Annotated in this window: 13 protein-coding genes; 7 read left to right on the plus strand and 6 right to left on the minus strand. The window is 72.1% G+C overall.

All coding sequences use genetic code 11. The features are described 5' to 3' along the window. Nucleotides 1-11: 11 nt before the first annotated feature. A complete protein-coding gene (locus tag HUO13_RS12595; protein ID WP_249124726.1) occupies nucleotides 12-593 on the minus strand; it encodes a hypothetical protein in 582 nt (193 codons plus the stop codon). Here HUO13_RS12595 and HUO13_RS12600 point away from each other — a divergent pair. Next, entirely contained in the window at nucleotides 574-996 is a 423-nt protein-coding gene (locus HUO13_RS12600) for a hypothetical protein (protein ID WP_211901562.1), read from the plus strand. The genes HUO13_RS12595 and HUO13_RS12600 overlap by 20 nt on opposite strands. Before the next feature lie 12 nt (nucleotides 997-1,008). On the opposite strand, the gene coaA is transcribed toward HUO13_RS12600, so the two are convergent. Then, nucleotides 1,009-1,941, minus strand: coding sequence for a type I pantothenate kinase (coaA, locus tag HUO13_RS12605; protein WP_211901563.1), 933 nt, complete (start codon nucleotides 1,939-1,941; stop codon nucleotides 1,009-1,011). 130 nt (nucleotides 1,942-2,071) lie between these two features. Continuing rightward, entirely contained in the window at nucleotides 2,072-3,529 is a 1,458-nt protein-coding gene (locus tag HUO13_RS12610) for an amino acid permease (protein WP_211901564.1), read from the minus strand. 350 nt (nucleotides 3,530-3,879) lie between these two features. On the opposite strand from HUO13_RS12610, the gene HUO13_RS12615 reads away from it, so the two are divergent. From HUO13_RS12615 to HUO13_RS12630, 4 genes are all read left to right on the plus strand, one after another. Then, nucleotides 3,880-4,332, plus strand: a complete 453-nt coding sequence (locus HUO13_RS12615) for a universal stress protein (protein ID WP_211901565.1) — start codon at nucleotides 3,880-3,882, stop codon at nucleotides 4,330-4,332. Next, the gene (locus HUO13_RS12620; protein WP_211901566.1) at nucleotides 4,304-5,290 is read left to right on the plus strand and encodes an adenylate/guanylate cyclase domain-containing protein; all 987 of its coding nucleotides are present in this window, start codon (nucleotides 4,304-4,306) and stop codon (nucleotides 5,288-5,290) included. The genes HUO13_RS12615 and HUO13_RS12620 overlap by 29 nt, the downstream gene beginning before the upstream one ends. Before the next feature lie 577 nt (nucleotides 5,291-5,867). Next, entirely contained in the window at nucleotides 5,868-7,250 is a 1,383-nt protein-coding gene (locus tag HUO13_RS12625; RefSeq protein WP_211901567.1) for an FAD-binding oxidoreductase, read from the plus strand. A 26-nt stretch (nucleotides 7,251-7,276) separates the two neighbouring features. Then, nucleotides 7,277-8,506: an SAM-dependent methyltransferase gene (locus tag HUO13_RS12630; RefSeq protein ID WP_211901568.1), complete on the plus strand. Its 1,230-nt coding sequence runs from the start codon at nucleotides 7,277-7,279 to the stop codon at nucleotides 8,504-8,506. Between the two features lie 45 nt (nucleotides 8,507-8,551). Here the strand turns inward: HUO13_RS12630 and HUO13_RS12635 are convergent, their stop codons facing one another. Next, the gene (locus tag HUO13_RS12635) at nucleotides 8,552-9,970 is read right to left on the minus strand and encodes a lipase maturation factor family protein (protein ID WP_211901569.1); all 1,419 of its coding nucleotides are present in this window, start codon (nucleotides 9,968-9,970) and stop codon (nucleotides 8,552-8,554) included. Between the two features lie 87 nt (nucleotides 9,971-10,057). Here HUO13_RS12635 and HUO13_RS12640 point away from each other — a divergent pair, with 87 nt between their 5' ends. Then, entirely contained in the window at nucleotides 10,058-10,891 is an 834-nt protein-coding gene (locus HUO13_RS12640; protein ID WP_211902850.1) for a putative RNA methyltransferase, read from the plus strand. Nucleotides 10,892-10,962: 71 nt separating this feature from the next. Here HUO13_RS12640 and HUO13_RS12645 read toward each other — a convergent pair whose 3' ends face one another. After that, entirely contained in the window at nucleotides 10,963-12,018 is a 1,056-nt protein-coding gene (locus tag HUO13_RS12645) for an FAD-dependent monooxygenase (protein WP_211901570.1), read from the minus strand. Between the two features lie 53 nt (nucleotides 12,019-12,071). On the opposite strand from HUO13_RS12645, the gene HUO13_RS12650 reads away from it, so the two are divergent. Continuing rightward, nucleotides 12,072-12,623 carry a TetR/AcrR family transcriptional regulator gene (locus HUO13_RS12650; protein ID WP_249124728.1) on the plus strand — a complete coding sequence of 184 codons (552 nt, stop codon included), beginning with the start codon at nucleotides 12,072-12,074 and terminating at the stop codon, nucleotides 12,621-12,623. 47 nt (nucleotides 12,624-12,670) lie between these two features. On the opposite strand, the gene HUO13_RS12655 is transcribed toward HUO13_RS12650, so the two are convergent. After that, a complete protein-coding gene (locus tag HUO13_RS12655; protein ID WP_432757854.1) occupies nucleotides 12,671-14,131 on the minus strand; it encodes an aldehyde dehydrogenase (NADP(+)) in 1,461 nt (486 codons plus the stop codon). Nucleotides 14,132-14,136 lie beyond the last annotated feature (5 nt).

Genomic DNA, 14,136 nt, shown 5'->3' on the forward strand with positions numbered 1-14,136 from the left:
TTGCGGCGCGTTCACCTCGCGGCGGCCGCGTCGCTGGTGGTGGTGCTGGGCGGCCTCGCCGCACCCGCCGCCTCCGCGCAGGGCGGGGTGCTGTGCCCGCTGGTGCAGGTGCTCGTCCCGTGCCAGAACCCGGGAACCGCCACGTCGACCACCTCGACACCGGAGCCGTCGTCGACGACCCAGCCCTCCAAGTCGGCTGGACCGTCGGCGACGCCGTCGCCCTCGGCCGCACCGTCGTCGACGGCACCCTCGTCGACGACCACGCCGACGCCGTTGCCGAAGCCGAACCCGTCGACCACGCCCGGCCCGTCGACCACACCCGGCCCGTCGACCACGGCGAGCCCTTCGGCGACGCCCAGCCCTTCGGCGACGCCCAGCCCCTCGTCGACGCCGCGCCCGCCGGGGACACCGACTCCGTCGACCACCGCGCCGCCGCCCTCGACCACGGCGCCCGCACCGCCGAGCGGTTCCAGCACGGTGCCTCCGCCGCCCGCCCCCGCGCAGGAACCGAAGCCGGGCCTGCCTTCGGCGCAGCCGACGGGTACCGCGCCCGGACCGGGCCGCATCTGGACCATGACGGGCAGCAGGCTCAAGCTGAGCGGCGTGCGCTACCGCGGCCTGGCCGACCGGGACGTGCAGGGCAAGCCGGTGCGGACGCTGCACTTCACCGTCGACCGCTTGGAGATCACCGACCTGGTCCAGCGCGGTCTGCTCGGCAACGGCAAGGCGCAGAAGGCCGCGGGCAGGCCCGGCAGCACCTCCACGGTGACCGAAGGGCCGGTGGAGCTCTACACCGTCCAGCTCTCCGGCACCCTCGCGGTCGCGGGGCTCCCGCTCGTGCCGGTCACCCTGTCGCCGGAGTCGCTGCTGGCGCCGAACCTCGACCTGGGTTTCCTGCGGCTGCCGGAGATCACCTTCACCGAGGTAGTCGCCCGCAACACCGACCTCTCCGGCGGCACCCTGCGCATCCCGGGCGCCACCATCGTCGGCGAGTGAGCCGGTGCCCGGCTAGAGCTTGCGCAGCCGCACCCGGTTGATGGAGTGGTCGATGTCCTTGCGCAGGACCAGCGTCGCCCGCGGCCGCGTCGGCAGGATGTTGTCCACCAGGTTCGGTTCGTTGATGGTGCGCCACAGGTGGCGGGCCTCGGCCCGCGCGTCCTCGTCGGAGAGGCCCGCGAAGTGGTGGAAGTGCGAGCCCGGGTTCGCGAAGGCGGTGTGGCGCAGCGTCAGGAACCGCTCGATGTACCACCGCTCGATGTGCTCGGTGTGGGCGTCGACGTAGATGGAGAAGTCGAACAGGTCCGACACCGCCAGGCTCGGGCCGGGCTGCAGGACGTTGAGCCCCTCCACGATCAGGATGTCGGGGCTGCGCACGACGTTCTCCTCGCCGGGCACGATGTCGTAGGCGACGTGGGAGTAGACCGGGGCGCTCACCTCGGGCGCGCCGGACTTCACCTCGGTGACGAACCGCAGCAGGGCGCGGCGGTCGTAGCTCTCCGGGAAGCCCTTGCGGTGCATGATCCCGCGCCGCACCAGCTCGGCGCGCGGGTGGAGGAAGCCGTCGGTGGTGACCAGGTCGACCCTGGGATGGTCGGGCCAGCGCGCGAGCAGGGTGCGCAGGATCCGGGCGGTGGTGGACTTGCCGACCGCGACGCTGCCCGCGAGCCCGATGACGAACGGGGTCTTGGAGCGGCGTGACTGCTCGCCCAGGAACGTCGTGGTGGTCTCGTGCAGCCGCTGCCGCGCCGCCACCTGGAGGTTGATCAGCCGCGACAGCGGCAGGTACACGTCGGCGACCTCGGCGAGGTCGACCTGCTCGCCGAGGCCGCGCAGCGCGTCGAGCTCGGTCTCCGACAGGGGAAGCGGCATGGAGTTGCGCAACTCCCGCCACTGGTCCCGGTGCAACTCGACGTACGGGCTCAGTTCGCGAACGCGCGTCACAGGCACCCCTCGGCAGTGAGGACGCTCCGCAGAGCAGTTTGCGGTGCCGCCGATGGTCATCGACGGCACCGCAAACTCTAGGTCGCCCGTACCTCACCGCGCTGTGACGCAGTGCACGATGAGATCGACGTTATTCGCCTTGATCGATCTGAGAGCCCTTGCGCGCCGGGTTCAGCTTCGAGTTGCGGTAGCCGTAGGCGAAGTAGATCACCAGGCCGATGGCGAACCACGCGCCGAAGCGCAGCCAGGTCTCCGGCGCCAGGAAGGTGACCAGCCAGATCGAGAAGATGATGCCGATGACCGGCACGACCGGCATGCCCGGGCACTTGAAGCCGCGCGGCAGGTCGGGCCGGCGGTAGCGCAGCACGATCACCGCGGCGCACACGATGACGAACGCCAGCAGGATGCCGATGTTGGTCAGCTCGGCGGCCTCACCGATCGGCAGCAGACCGGCGATGAGCGCCGAGGCGATGCCGATCAGCCAGGTGAACCGGGACGGCACCTTGCGCGTGGGGTGGGTCTTGGCGAACCACCGCGGCAGCAGCCCGTCGCGGCTCATGGCGAAGCCGACCCGGGTGACGCCCAGCATGAAGGTGAACAGCACGGTCAGGATGCCCAGGATCGCGCCGATGGCGATCACCGCGCCCAGCGCGGGCAGGCCGACGTCGGCGAAGGCGCTGGAGAACGCGCTCTCGGAGCTGATCTCGGTGTAGGGGATCATGCCGGTCAGCACCAGGCAGGCCAGCACGTAGAGCACCATCGAGATGGCCAGCGAGTACATGATCGCCTTTGGCATGTGCTTCTGGGCGTCCTTGGACTCCTCGGCCGCCGTGCTCATCGCGTCGTAGCCGAACACCGCGAAGAAGACCGTCGCGGCGCCGGTGAACGCGCCGCCGATGCCGTAGGGCAGGAACGGCTGGTAGTTGCCCGCGTTGATGTGGAACGCGCCCACCACGATGACCAGGAGGACGACGGCGACCTTGAGGTAGACCAGCAGCGTCTCGAAGCGCGCCGCGCTCTTCATGCCCTGGTTGAGCATGAACGCGATGAACAGGCACAGCAGCGCCGCGAACAGGTTGATCTTGTAGCTGCCGGGTGGGGCGCCGGCGTCGGCCTCGGTGCCGGGGGCCCCGGACATCCACAGCGGGAGGTCGATGTGGAGGAACCCGAGCAGGTCGTTGAAGTAGCCGGAGATGCCGATCGCGACCACCGCCACGATCGCGGTGTACTCCAGCAGCAGGTCCCAGCCGATCAGCCAGCCGACCACCTCGCCAAGGACGACGTAGCCGTAGGTGTAGGCCGAGCCCGCCTTGGGGATCATGCCCGCGAACTCGGCGTAGGAGAACGCCGCCGCGGCGCTGGCGATGCCCGCGATGAGGAACGACAGCAGCACGCCCGGTCCGGCCTTCTCGTTGGCCACCGCGCCGGCCAGGGAGAAGATCCCGGCCCCGATGATGCCGCCGACCCCGATCGCGGTGAGCTGCCAGAGCCCAAGCGAACGCTGCAGGCCGGTCTCGCCGTCCTCGGAGATGTCCGCGACAGGCTTGCGGCGGAATATCCCCCGTCCGGGGTGGAGGTTGGTTGCCACGGGTTGCTCCCTGTTTCCTGCATTTGGTGCGAAAAGCGTACGTGCGCTGGCGTGACCTGCGAACTCGTGTCCACCACCGACCTGCCCGGACCGCCTTTCGCGCTGGTAACCCGGACGTGGCCTGCAGCACGTTGCGGCGAAACCTACGCCGGGGCCCGGGCCGACAAGGTTGTCGGTTCGGACGACATATCGCGCTGTTGGTTGTTCGATCGCACTAGCCAGGCTGGATCGGGGTGCAGCCCGCAGCACACCGGGGAACATCTGTGCGCCATGCGTGACGGCGAGCGGTCTGGATCGTTAGTGTTCACGTCCGCGTGCAACGCAGCCCGCCGCCGGAAGTGAGAGATCGGATGCCCAGTTACCGCAAGGTCGTCGTCGGAACGGACGGCTCGCCGCCGTCGCTGCGGGCGGTGGCCCGCGCCGCCGAGGTCGCGCGGGACGCCTCCGCCGCGCTGGTGATCGTCTGCGCCTACTACCCGAACAGCGAGCGCGAGGTCGAGCAGGCCAAGCAGGAGCTCGGCGAGGAGGCTTTCCAGGTGATCGGCTCCGCGCCCGCCGAGGACACCCTGCGGGAGGCCACCGACCGCGCCCGCACCGCGGGCGCCACCGAGGTCGAGACCGTCTCGGTGGTCGGCGCTCCGGTGGCGTCGCTGGTCGAGGCCGCCGAGAAGCACTCGGCCGACCTGCTGGTGGTGGGCAGCCGGGGCCTGAACACGGTGAAGGGCCGGATCCTGGGCTCGGTGCCCTCCGAGGTGTCCCGCCGCGCCGACTGCGATGTGCTCGTTGTCCGAACCTCGCGATGACGCGGTGGCCGGGCGCCCCGAGCTGGAGACCGTCCTGCTCGGCGGGCCCGCGCGCCACACCAAGGCCGACGTGGCGCGGGAGGCCGGCGTCGAGCTGCGGCGCGCCGAGCGGCTCTGGCAGGCCATGGGCTTCGCCCACGTCGACGACGACGCCGTGGTGTTCACCGACGCCGACGTGGCCGCGCTGCGCAGGCTGGTCCAGCTCGTCTCGGCGCAGGTCCTGACGCCCGAGGCGGAGACGGCGGTCGCGCGCTCGCTGGGCCAGGCGATGTCGCGGCTGGCGGAGTGGCAGGTCGGCATCTTCCGGACGGTGCTCGGCGACGACTTCTCCGGCGACCTGGCCACGACCGCGCAGTTCGCCGGGGCGATCATGCCGGTGATGGAGCAGTTGCAGGGCTACGTGTGGCGGCGGCACCTCACCGCCACCGCGATGCGCGAGCTCGGCGGCCGCGACACCGGTGAGGACGAGCGGACCCTGGTCATCGGCTTCGCCGACATCGTCGGCTACACCCGGCTGATCCGGGACTTCACCGAGCTGGAGCTGGCCAGCCTGATCGACGACTTCGAGGAGCTGGCCACCGGCGTGGTCGCCGAGAACCGCGGCCGGATCATCAAGACCGTGGGCGACGAGGTCCTGTTCGTCACCGACACCGCCGCCGACGGCGCCGAGATCGCGCTCAGCCTCAACGAGCAGATCGCCCAGTCGACGCGGCTGCCACCGCTGCGCATCGGGCTGGCCAAGGGCGTGGTGCTGGCCCGGTTCGGCGACGTCTACGGCTCGACGGTCAACATCGCCAGCAGGCTCACCTCGGTGGCCCGGCCCGCCTCGGTGCTGGTCGACCGGGAGGTGTCGGCCGCGCTGCGCGACCACCCGGACTACCACCTGCTCTCGGTCGGCCCGACGAAGGTCCAGGGCTTCCGGGGCCTGCGCGCCTGGGCGCTGCGCCGCGCGCGCTGACCGCGCCGCGCGCTGCGGCCCGGGACTCAGCGCGGCATCGCCGGGGAGGTCCGCGACGCGCGCACCGATCCCCGGTACGGCCCGGCGGTGCACTTCGAGATCCCCGTCCCACGTCGGTGCCCGGGGCGGACCTAGACCGCGGAAGATCTGCGCGGTCGTGCCCGACGGGTAGCGTTCGGCGATCCACTCCGGGGGGTGGCCCGTCGGCCCGCACGGCCGTGGTGCCGACGATCTCGGCGCCGGGTGCCTCGGCGACGAACAACGCCGTGCGCGCGGTGTAGTCGCCGACGGTGCGGAGCTCCGGCATGGCCACTCCCGTCAGTGTGATACAGATCGCTCACCGGTGCCTCGCTGTTGCAAACGATGTGCAGCAGAAACCTGCTCCCGGTGACGCCGGGCGGCCTGTCGGCTCTCCTGCCTGCGGGTTCGCTCGACCGTGGACGGTCAACCGCTTCACCGCCCGACCATGCGTGAATGTTCTTCATGTCCGTATCGGGCTGCTTGATCACCCGAGCGGCTGGACTGCGGCATCCGCGTGTGGGATGCCCCCGGACATCGGCGGTCATAAGGTCGACTCATGGGAACCGAGCGGGGAACGGTCATTCCGGCAAGTCACTCCGACGAGGTCGCCGCGCTGGCCGACAGCTACGCGAGACTGCCCGCGGGCGAACCGGTCCGGCTCGCCAAAGCGACCTCGAACCTGTTCCGGTTCCGCGACCCCGCCACCGGCCCCGGTCTCGACGTCGCCCGTCTCAACCGGGTGCTGGCCGTGGACCCGTCGACCCGCACCGCCCAGGTCCAGGGCATGGCCACCTACGAGAGCATCGTCGACGCGCACCTGCCGTCCGGGCACATCCCGCTGGTCGTGCCGCAGCTCAAGACGATCACGCTGGGCGGGGCCATCGCGGGGCTGGGCATCGAGTCGACCTCCTTCCGCAACGGCCTGCCGCACGAGTCGGTGCGGGAGATGGAGATCCTCACCGGCGACGGCCGGGTCGTGCTCGCCCGCCCGGACAACGAGCACGCCGAACTGTTCCGCGGGTTCCCCAACTCCTACGGCACGCTGGGCTACGCCCTGCGCCTGGAGATCGAGCTGGAGCCGGTGCAGTCCTACGTGCGGTTGCGCCACCTGCGCTTCGGATCGGCCGCCGAGTGCGCCGAGGCCATCGCGAGCATCTGCCGCGACCGCGAGCACGACGGCCACCCGGTCGACTTCCTCGACGGCACCGTGTTCTCGGCGGGCGAGCAGTACCTGACGCTGGGGGAGTACCGGCCCGACGCCCCGCCCACCAGCGACTACACCGGCCAGCAGGTCTACTACCGCTCGTTGCGCACGCGGCAGACCGACCACCTGTCCATCCGCGACTACCTGTGGCGCTGGGACACCGACTGGTTCTGGTGCTCGCGCGCATTCGGAGTCCAGCACCCGCTGGTGCGGCGGTTCTGGCCGCGCCGCTACCGCCGGTCCGACGTCTACCGCCGGATCGTGTCGTGGGACCGCCGCCTCGGCCTCACCGACCGGCTCTCCAGGCTGCGCGGCGGTGGCGGGAACGAGCCGGTGATCCAGGACGTGGAGATCCCCGTCGACAGGCTGGCGGAGTTCCTGGAGTTCTTCCACGCCGAGACCGGGATCAGCCCGGTCTGGCTGTGCCCGGTGCGCCTGCGCGACCGGAAGGGCTGGCCGCTGTACCCGATGGACCCGGACACGCTCTACGTCAACGTCGGCTTCTGGTCGGCGGTGCCGTTGCGGCCCGACGAGGCGCCGGGCACCCACAACCGCGCGATCGAGCGCGTGGTCGGCGAGCTCGGCGGGCACAAGTCCCTGTACTCCAACGCCTACTACGGCGAGGACGAGTTCTGGCGGCTGTACAACCGCCCCGCCTACCAGCGCCTCAAGGAGCGCTACGACCCGGACGGACGTCTTCCGGGCCTCTACGACAAGTGCGTCCGGGAAAAGTGACGCGCGCAGGGGAAGGAGTTTCGGTGATGGGGCTGGCAGAGGTGTTCCCGCGCATCCTCGGGGAGGACGTCCCGGTCGAGTTCCGCGCCTACGACGGGAGCCGCGCAGGCAGGGCCGGTGCCGACGTCGCCATCGAGATCCGTTCGCCGCTGGCGATGTCGCACCTGGCGGCGGCTCCCGGTGAGCTGGGGCTGGCCCGTGCCTACGTCACGGGCTCGCTGGAAGTGCACGGCGACATGTACGCCGCGTTGTCGAGCTTCCCGGCGATCACGGTCAGCGACGTGCCGCTGAAGACCAGGCTCGCGCTGATGTCCCGGCTGGGCGGGCTGCGGCTGTGGTGGCCGGTGCGGCCGCCGGCGCAGGAGTACCGGCCGCGGGGCTGGCGCCATTCCAAGAGGCGCGACAGCTTGTCCATCTCGCACCACTACGACGTATCCAACCGGTTCTACGAGTGGGTGCTCGGACCTTCGATGGCCTACACCTGCGCGGTGTACCCGGAGGCGGGCTCGAGCCTGGAGGAGGCGCAGTTCACCAAGCACGACCTGGTGGCACGCAAACTCGGGCTGGCCAAGGGGATGCGGCTGCTCGACGTCGGGTGCGGCTGGGGCGGCATGGTGATGCACGCCGCCAAGCACTACGGCGTGCGGGCTCTGGGCGTGACCCTGTCGCGGCAGCAGGCGCAGTGGGCGCAGAAGGCCATCGCCGAGCGCGGGCTGGCCGACCTGGCCGAGGTGCGGCACCTGGACTACCGCGACGTCCGGGAGACCGGTTTCGACGCGGTCAGCTCGATCGGGCTCACCGAGCACATCGGAGCCGCGCAGCTCCCGGCGTACTTCTCGTTCCTCCAGGACAAGCTCAAGCCCGGCGGAAGGCTGCTCAACCACTGCATCACCAGGCCGGACGGCAGCCACGGTTCCCGGCCGGGCAAGTTCATCAGCCGCTACGTCTTCCCGGACGGGGAGCTGGAGCCGGTCGGCACCCTGGTGTCGGCGATGAACGACAACGGCTTCGAGGTGCGCCACGAGGAGAACCTGCGGGAGCACTACGCCCTGACACTGGCCGGCTGGTCCGCGAACCTCGACGCGAACTGGCCGGCGGCGGTGCGCGAGGTGGGGCCCGAGCGCGCCCGCGTCTGGCGGCTGTACATGGCGGCCTGCCGGCTGGGCTTCGAGCTCAACGTCGTGCAGCTGCACCAGGTCCTGGGCGTGCGCCTGGACGGCACCGACGCCCGGATGCCGCTGCGCCCGGCCTGGTGAGCTGACCGCGAACCGCCTCGCCGCGGCTGATCGGCGGCTCGAGGGTCACGGCGCTAGGTCGTTCAGGGACATCGGCGGGACGTACTCGCCGACGGGGTTGCGGATCCACCAGGCGCCGGTCTCGCGGCGTTCCCGCGCGGTGGTGAAGCGGTAGTGGAAGAAGCGCGCGCGGACCTCGGTGGGCGGGGACTGCGGGAAGGGGTTGCGGCGCAACAGCTTCAGGACGTGCCGGTCGTTGCGCAGCAGCGCTTCCAGGAAGCGCGGCAGCCAGCCGCGCCCGTAGCCGGGCGAGATGGCGCAGAACCACATCAGCCAGTCCAGCCGCAGGTGGTAGGGGGCCACCTGCGGCGGGCGGCGCATCGGGTCGCCCGGCTTGCCCTTGAAGTCGTACTCCCGCCACTGCGAGTCGCCGTCGCGCCCCTCCACGACGACCTCGTAGCGGGTGCGGGTGATGCTGCCGAAAGCGCCGTAGGTGTTGCCCAGGTGCAGCTTGTTGAAGCTGCGGTTCATGACCTGGCGCCTGCCGAGCATGTTGCGCACGGGCGCGTAGCTCAGCGCCACCATCGTCGCGGTCAGCACCAGGACCAGCGCCAGCCACCAGACCGGCGCGGGCGAGTCGGGGAGCGGGACCGGCAGTCCGCCGAGCACCTGCGGGCCCATCGCGGCGAAGGCCAGCGTGATGGTGACCAGGTTCAGCCATGCGAAGTTGCCGCTGAGCACCAGCCAGAGCTGCGTCGCCACGACGACCACCGCGGCCACCGAGGCGACCGGCTGCGGGGCGAACAGCCCGAACGGGACGACGAGCTGGGTGAAGTGGTTGGCCGCGACCTCGATCCGGTGCAGCGGCCGGGGAAGCCGGTGGAACCTCCTGCTCAGCGGTCCCGGCATCGGCTGCGTCTCGTGGTGGTAGTACAGCGCGGTGAGGTCGCGCCAGCAGGAGTCGCCGCGCATCTTGATCAGCCCGGCGCCGAACTCGACGCGGAACAGCAGCCAGCACATCAGCCACAGCACCGGCATCGGCGGCGGCAGGTGCGCGGGTCCGAGGAAGATCGCCAGGAAACCGGCCTCCAGCAGCAGCGACTCCCAGCCGAATGAGTACCAGACCTGTCCGATGTTGACGATCGACAGGTACAGCACCCACAGCAGCGCCCACACCGCCATCGACGTCCACAGCGGCAGCACGTCGGCGGCCCCGGCCAGCACCGCCGCGCTGACCGCCGTGCCGAGCCAGGCCACCGCGGCGAAGAACCGGTCCGAGTAGTGCAGGTGGAACAGGCTCGGCGCCCGGCGGAACCCGGCCGCCGCCAGGAAGCGCGGGACCGGGGTCAGCCCGTGCTCGCCGAGCAGTGGCCGGAACTGGGTGACCGCGGTCAGGAAGGCCAGCAGGTAGGTGAGGGCGAGCAGGTGCTGGACGACGAAGCGCGCCTGCGCGTAGTCGGCGCTGACGAACCACTGCCAGTTCATCGGTCCCTCCTCGCTTCGACCGTGGTTCCAGCGTGCCGGGCCGTCTCTAGAATCGCTGACGGAGCACGCGGTGTGGAGGGTTGCAGGTTGCTGGACGACGTGGTGGACGTGCTGGTCTGCCCGCACTGCGGTGCGGACCTGGCCGCCGCCGGGCAGAGCCTGCGCTGCGCGTCGGGGCACGTGTTCGACCTGGCCCGCCAGGGCTACGTGAGCCTGCTGACCGGACATCCGCCCGCCGGCACCGGCGACACCGCGGCGATGGTCGCCGCCCGCTCGGCGTTCCTCACAGCCGGCCACTACGACCCGATCGCCGGCCAGGTCCGCGACGCCGTCGCCGAGGCGCGCCCGGAGGGCGGCTGCGTGGTCGACGTCGGCGCGGGCACCGGTCACTACCTGGCCAGGCTCGTGGACGCGGTACCCGGGACCGGACTCGCGCTCGACGTCTCGAAGTACGCGTGCCGGCGGGCGGCCAAGATCCACCCCAGGGTCGGGGCCGCGGTCGCCGACGCCTGGCGGGCGTTGCCGGTGCGCAGCGCGGGCGCGTCCGCGGTCCTCAACGTCTTCGCGCCCCGCAACGCGGCCGAGATGCACCGGGTGCTGCGGCCCGGCGGGCGGCTCGTCGTCGTCACGCCGAACCCGGAGCACCTCGGCGGGCTGGTCGCCGAGCTCGGGTTGCTCAGCGTCGACGAGCGCAAGCAGGAGCGGCTGGACCAGCAGCTCGGGGGCCTGTTCGAGCCCGTCGGGCAGCGGACGTGCGAGTTCACCATGCGGCTGGACCGCGCCGAGGCCGAGGCGGTGGTGGGCATGGGCCCCAGTGCGTGGCACTCCTCGGCGCGGGACATCGGCGCGCGCATCGCGGCGCTGCCCGAGCCGGTGCTGGTCACCGCGTCGGTCACGGTCTCGGTCTACCGCCGGGAGTAGCGCGGCACGGCGCCGCTGGGGCAGGCCGCTGGCACGGGTCGGATCAGGGCCCCCGCCTGAAGCGCAGCGGGTCAGCTCCGCGCGACCGGCAGCCGCAGGGCGATGCGGATCGCGCTCAGCCGCGCGCGGGGCATCGTCCGCGCGCGGGAGATCCGGTTGAGCACCCGCGAGGCGGTGGCCATCCGGCGCGTCGGCCGTCGCCGGGCCCGGTCGTAGTCGGCCAGCGCCTGCCCGGGGTCGTCGGCGCCTCGCAGGCACGCGGCCAGCGTCACGGCGTCGATGAGCGCCTGGCAGGCGCCCTGGCCGAGGTCGGGTGTCATCGCGTGCGCGGCGTCACCGACCAGCACGGCGTTGTCCACCGCGAACGTCTCCGGAGCGGGCGCGAGCTGGCAGACCTCGTCGCGGACGATCTCGGACTCCGGCGTGGCCTCGATGATCCGCGGGATCGGGTCGTGCCAGCCGGCGAAGAGGGAGCGCAGCTCCTGGTGGTGAGCGCCGAGCCGGTAGTCGGCGGGCGCGGTGAGGCAGGCGAACCACTGGGCCGGTTCGTCCTCGACCGGCACGACGCCGAACTTGCGGCCCGGCCCCCAGGTCTGGCCGTGGAACGCGGTGTCCACATCGGCGGTTCCCCGCCAAGCGATGCAACCCATGTAGCGCGGCTGCGACGCCGGGAACAGCGCGGTGCGGATCCGGCTGTGGACGCCGTCGGCACCTACCAGCACGTCGCACTCGGCGCTCAGCGCGACGTGGGGGTCGATGTCGCTGTCGGTGTGCACGGCGCCCGCGGGCAGCTCGTCGAGCAGCAGCCGCATCAGCGAGCTCCGGGTGAGCACCCGCGGGCTGGGGCCCTCGCCCTCCCCGCCGACGTCGACCGAGGTGACCACCCTGCCGTCCGGCCTGCGCAGCTCGAAGTGCTCGTGCAACGGCGAACGGGCCCGGACGGCATCGCCGATGCCGAGCTCGTCGAGCGCCTCCTGCGCGTCGGCCCAGAGCGTCAGGGCGTTGCCGGGACCGGAGATCCGCGGCGCGCGCTCGTGGACCTCGACTTCCCAGCCCTCGCGGTGCAGCGCGACCGCGGAGGCGAGTCCGCCGACGCCACCGCCCACGATGATCGCCCGTCTGGTCATCGGCGCACTGTACTACGTGTGTAGTGCAAAGTTGCACATATATGATCCGCGCGATGAGCACCCGTCGGGAGCAGATCCTGGACGCCGCGGTGGAGCTGCTGGCCGCGCGCGGCCTGCGGGCGCTGACGCATCGCGGTGTGGACGAGACCGCCGGACTGCCCGCCGGCTCGGCCTCGAACCACTTCCGCACCAGGAAGGCCCTGCTGCGCGGGGTGTTCGCGCACCTGGCGGACCGGGACGAACGGGCGGTGCTCGCCCTCGCGGGACGGCGCACGCCCGCCGACGTCCGCGAGCTGGCCGAGGCGGTGGCCTCGCTGCTGCGGCACCGGCTCGGCGCCGGGCGACCGGTCGCGCTGGCGCGCCGTGCGCTGACCGCCGAGGCGGCCACCGACCCCGAGCTGTGCGCCGACCTGCGGCGCTGCCACCCGCTGCGACCCGTCACGGCGGGCTGGCTGCGGGCGCTCGGCTCGGCCGAACCCGACCGGCACGCCGAACTGCTGCTGGCCTTCGCCGACGGGCTGCTCGAGCAGCGCCTGCTGGAGGCCGGGCGCGACGGCGACCTCGCCGACGACGTGGAACCCCTGCTGCGCGGACTGCTCGGCTGAAGCGGCCGGGTGCCTGCGCCCGCGCGGGCCGCACCCGGCCGCCGCCATCAGCCGTGGACCCGCCGCGGCACGTTCCACGGGTTGTGGTCGCGCAGCGCCTCCGGCAGCAGCGCCTGCGGCACGTTCTGGTAGGTCACCGGACGCAGGAAGCGCTCGATCGCCGCGGTGCCCACCGAGGTGAAGCGCGGGTCGGTGGTGGCGGGGTAGGGGCCGCCGTGCTGCATCGCGGGGGACACCGCGACACCGGTCGGCCAGCCGTTGAACAGCAGGCGCCCCGCCCGGTCCCGAAGCCTCTTCAGCAGGCTCGCGCCGAACTCCGAGTCCTCCTCCTCGGCGTGCAGGGTCGCCGTCAGGTTGCCCTCGAACGCCTCCGCCGCCTGCCGGGCCTCGTCCTCGTCGCGGTAGGTGACCACGATGGACAGCGGCCCGAAGACCTCCTCCAGCAGCGTCTCCCGGTTCGCCAGCAGGGTCTGCACATCGGTGGTGAGCAGCGTCGGCACGGTGCCTTCGGAAACCTCGCCCTCGGCCAGCACCCGCACGCCCGGCACACCGGTGACCTCGGCGCGCCGCGAGCGGTAGCCCTCGTGCAGGCGGTCGTTGAGCATCCGGTGCAGTCCGACCTCGCGCGACTGCGACGCCAGTGCGTCCTCCAGCCCGTGGTCGGCCGGCAGGAACAGCAGGCCGGGCTTGGTGCACAGCTGCCCGGCGTTGCCCGAGTACGAGGTCACGAAGCCCTTGGCGATCTCCGCGCCGCGGGCGCGCACCGCCGCCGGGGTGGCGAAGGCGGGGTTGAGGCTGCCCAGCTCGCCGAAGAACGGGATCGGCGTCGAACGCGAGGCGGCGATGTCGAACAGCGCCCGCCCGGCCGGGACCGAGCCGGTGAAGGCCGCGGCCTTCACACGCGGGTCGCGAAGCGCGGCGGTGCCGGTCTCGAAACCGAACACGACGCCGAACGCGCCCTCCGGGGCACCGTGCTCGGAGAGCGCGGCGGAGATGATCTCGCCGACCCGCGCCGACAGGCGGGGGTGGCCCGGGTGCGCCTTGACCACGACCGGGCAGCCCGCCGCCAGCGCGGCGGCGGTGTCGCCGCCGGGAACGCTGAAGGCGAACGGGAAGTTGCTGGCCGCGAAGACCAGCACCGGGCCGAGCGGGACCAGCATCCGGCGCAGGTCGGGCTTGGGCCCGAGGGCGAAGCCGTCGTCGGCCGGGTCGATGGTGGCCCCCAGGTACGAGCCCTCGGACAGCACCTCGGCGAACAGCCGGAGCTGGAAGGTCGTGCGCTTGAGCTCTCCGGTCAGGCGGGCCTCGGACAGGTTGGTCTCGGTCATGGCCAGCGGCAGCAGTTCGGCGCCCGCCGCGTCCAGCGCGTCGGCGACGGCGCCGAGCAGCCGGGCCCGCTCGGCGGGCGGCAACGCCCCGAAGGACTCGGCCGCCCCGGCCGCCCGCTCGAGCACGGCTTCGAGACCTGCTGCGGTGGTGTCCGGAATCGGGTCGGTCGCGGTCAAGATGGCTC

It is taken from the genome of Saccharopolyspora erythraea (genome assembly GCF_018141105.1).
GTDB lineage: Bacteria > Actinomycetota > Actinomycetes > Mycobacteriales > Pseudonocardiaceae > Saccharopolyspora_D > Saccharopolyspora_D erythraea_A.

What these genes read in the sequence shown, in the direction of transcription:
- HUO13_RS12600 (WP_211901562.1), top strand. Translation starts at nt 574, where the DNA reads ATGACGGGCAGCAGGCTCAAGCTGAGCGGCGTGCGCTACCGCGGCCTG.
- HUO13_RS12615 (WP_211901565.1), top strand. Translation starts at nt 3,880, where the DNA reads ATGCCCAGTTACCGCAAGGTCGTCGTCGGAACGGACGGCTCGCCGCCG.
- HUO13_RS12620 (WP_211901566.1), top strand. Translation starts at nt 4,304, where the DNA reads ATGTGCTCGTTGTCCGAACCTCGCGATGACGCGGTGGCCGGGCGCCCC.
- HUO13_RS12625 (WP_211901567.1), top strand. Translation starts at nt 5,868, where the DNA reads ATGGGAACCGAGCGGGGAACGGTCATTCCGGCAAGTCACTCCGACGAG.
- HUO13_RS12630 (WP_211901568.1), top strand. Translation starts at nt 7,277, where the DNA reads ATGGGGCTGGCAGAGGTGTTCCCGCGCATCCTCGGGGAGGACGTCCCG.
- HUO13_RS12635 (WP_211901569.1), bottom strand. Translation starts at nt 9,970, where the DNA reads ATGAACTGGCAGTGGTTCGTCAGCGCCGACTACGCGCAGGCGCGCTTC.
- HUO13_RS12645 (WP_211901570.1), bottom strand. Translation starts at nt 12,018, where the DNA reads ATGACCAGACGGGCGATCATCGTGGGCGGTGGCGTCGGCGGACTCGCC.
- HUO13_RS12650 (WP_249124728.1), top strand. Translation starts at nt 12,072, where the DNA reads ATGAGCACCCGTCGGGAGCAGATCCTGGACGCCGCGGTGGAGCTGCTG.